Below are 2611 nucleotides of genomic sequence, written 5' to 3'. Positions count from 1 at the left end.
ATAAAGTAACATTAAAGAGAGGAGCAAAGACTATGAGTTTTAACCTCAATAGAATCAACCCTAATCAAACCCAAGTATTTTTTCATGATGGACGTTTAGAAACGATGACCAATGAGGAACTTGAAGAATTTTTGCTCCAAATGGGTCTTAGTGATGTAAATGGAGCATTAGAACAGAATCTCATTGAATAATAAAATAAGTAAAAGCAATCGGACATCCGATTGCTTTTACGCTTCAAGACGAGCAGAATCAGCCTGAGCAGCACCATTCCGCCATAGATATAATGTATATAAATCTTTAGGTATTTCGTATAAATCAAAAATATCTCCATTGGCATTTATTTGTTCATATAAGTTTTTTCTCGTTTCATTCGCTTTTACAACATAAGGCAGTTTCTCCGCTGCTTTAATTGAGCGGATGTTAACTTTGCGAATCCTCATAAAAACTTTTTCAATTCCCAACTCGAAAAAAAGCTCTTGAAAAAAAGCATCTTTTGCAATCGCATTATAGCCTTTTCCGTGATAGGGTTTTCCGAGCCAAGTCCCTAAAAAGCCAGCTTGTGATTCAAGATCAAATAAGCTGATAGTGCCAATCGGTGTTCCCCATTCATCCAGAATGGTCCGTGAGATTAATTCACCACGTTCTTCTGCTTCAATGGTTTGTTTTGTAATAAACAAAAATTCTTCATAAGAAGTGGCTTTTTGGCGCACAAAAGGGAAGACATCTGGGTGCGTAATTAATTCAAATAGTTCATGGCTATCTTGAAGATCTCGTTTCTTAAGCATGAATATCCCTCCAGTTAGGGCATACCGATTCCATGTCTAAAGAAGCGGCCCACCCTCGAAATTTTTTTAAGTTGAAAAAAAATTTCGGGGTGGGAATCGAACCCACTAGAACCAGTATAAACTGGTGGCGCACCATTTGCCTTCCCTATATCATTTTTGTTGTACTTACTAATAATGCTTTGTAAAACCCCCGCAGATTAGTATAAAAAAATAGTTTTACCTAGAGTATAATACAAGAAAAATTTCAAAAAAGAAATAGTTTTTTTGTTTCATTTTTGTTAAAAATTTTCCTCTCATTTCAACAATATTCTACATATCTGAATACACTATTTCTCCAGCGATCATGGTCCATTTTGGTTTGGCTAAATAATGGAACGGATGATGGTTCCACAAAACCAAATCTGCATGTTTTCCGGGTTCAATGCTCCCAACCGCGGCATCAATTTTTAAATTTCTGGCAGGGAGAATGGTGATACCTTCAAGTGCTTTTTGTTCCGAGAGTCCTTCTCTCATGGCGAGGCTGGCACAAATATTCAAATATTGAATCGGTGTATAGGGATGATCTGTGGTAATCGAAACCTCTATCCCTTGCTTCGTTAATTCCTGATAGGTCTTCCACGTTTTATTTTTCAATTCAACCTTAGATCTTCTTGTTAAGGTTGGTCCTACAGATACTTTTAAACCAGTATTAGGCAACTCATTAGCAATTAAATGGCCTTCGGTGCAATGCTCAATCCGTAAATCCAAGTTAAATTCTTCAGCAAGCCTAAGTGCTGTTATGATATCGTCTGCTCGATGGGCATGGATTCTTACCGGAATCTCCCTTTTAAGAGCCATGACAAGCGGCTTGATTCTGAGGTCATCGGTATTTTCGGCATGGATGGCTGAATAGAAGGCCTCTCTTAACATCCCCATAATTCCCATTCGTGTAATAGAATCACTTTTGCCATGACTATGCACTCGTTTTGGATTTTCGCCTAAAGCAATCTTCAAACCGGATATATCCTGGAAAATCATTTTATTAATATTTTTCCCTGCCGTCTTGATTACCGAAGTGGTTCCACCGATGATATTGGCGCTCCCAGGCATCACATGTGCCGTCGTGACCCCGCTTTTGAGGGCATCTGTAAATGCGGGGTCCAACGGATAAACTCCATCAATAGCCCGAATATGCGGTGTCATTGCCTCCGCCGTTTCATTGGCATCGTTTCCTGCCCAACCAGTCCCTTCATCATATAAGCCCAAATGGGTATGAACATCAATAAATCCCGGAAAAAGGTAATCCCCTTTGCAATCCATAATCTGTATTTCAGTTGATTTTGGAATAATGTTTGGTGCCACCTGTGTAATGATTCCGTCCTCAATGAATACATCACCATTTTTAATTTGTGGAGTTGTAATCGGATAAATCGTTGCATTTTTTAACAGTAACTTTTTCATAATACTACCTTTCTAAACGTGTTAATTCTATTTTATCCATTATAACAAGGGATCGTTATTGGAAAAAAAGTTTTTGTTTTAATTTTAGGCTATGTTAAAGAATACTGTTAATTTTAAACCCTGTTGATTGGAGCGGAAATCATCAACAAACAAGTTTCACAGAACCTAATTTTATATAAGTAAATTTTAAGGAAATGATGGAACCTTTGAAAGGATCATACGTAAATAATGAGAAGAAGGAAATGCTAGGAGGGTCTGAAATGGTTAGTAATGATGAAAAAATGTTGGCCGCTGTCCTTTATGTGGTTAGTTTCTTTGCACCTGTAGTGGGACCTTTGATTATTTGGCTTCTAAAAAGGGATCAATCGTCATTTATCGATTACCAT

General features: G+C 37.6%; 4 protein-coding genes. 2 read left to right on the top strand and 2 right to left on the bottom strand.

From position 1 onward, the window contains the following. Positions 1-191: hypothetical protein (locus V7083_RS21450; RefSeq protein ID WP_335481879.1), on the top strand; the 191-nt coding region annotated here is incomplete at its 5' end. Positions 192-227: 36 nt separating this feature from the next. Here the strand turns inward: V7083_RS21450 and V7083_RS21445 are convergent. Beyond that, positions 228-785, bottom strand: a complete 558-nt coding sequence (locus V7083_RS21445) for a GNAT family N-acetyltransferase (protein WP_335481877.1) — start codon at positions 783-785, stop codon at positions 228-230. A gap of 309 nt (positions 786-1094) precedes the next feature. Beyond that, on the bottom strand, positions 1095-2225 hold the full coding sequence (locus tag V7083_RS21440; protein WP_335481874.1) for an amidohydrolase: 1131 nt from the start codon (positions 2223-2225) through the stop codon (positions 1095-1097). A 194-nt stretch (positions 2226-2419) separates the two neighbouring features. Here V7083_RS21440 and V7083_RS21435 point away from each other — a divergent pair. Then, positions 2420-2611 (top strand): DUF4870 domain-containing protein (locus tag V7083_RS21435; protein ID WP_335481871.1); only part of this gene is annotated, 192 nt, incomplete at its 3' end.

It is taken from the genome of Bacillus sp. JJ1764 (genome assembly GCF_036962145.1).
In the GTDB taxonomy this organism is placed as follows: Bacteria; Bacillota; Bacilli; order Bacillales; family Cytobacillaceae; genus Neobacillus.
This window is presented reverse-complemented; position numbering and strand designations above follow the sequence as displayed.

Excerpts from the sequence above, each read along its gene's own strand:
- V7083_RS21445 (WP_335481877.1), bottom strand. The coding sequence starts at position 785 with ATGCTTAAGAAACGAGATCTTCAAGATAGCCATGAACTATTTGAATTA.
- V7083_RS21440 (WP_335481874.1), bottom strand. The coding sequence starts at position 2,225 with ATGAAAAAGTTACTGTTAAAAAATGCAACGATTTATCCGATTACAACT.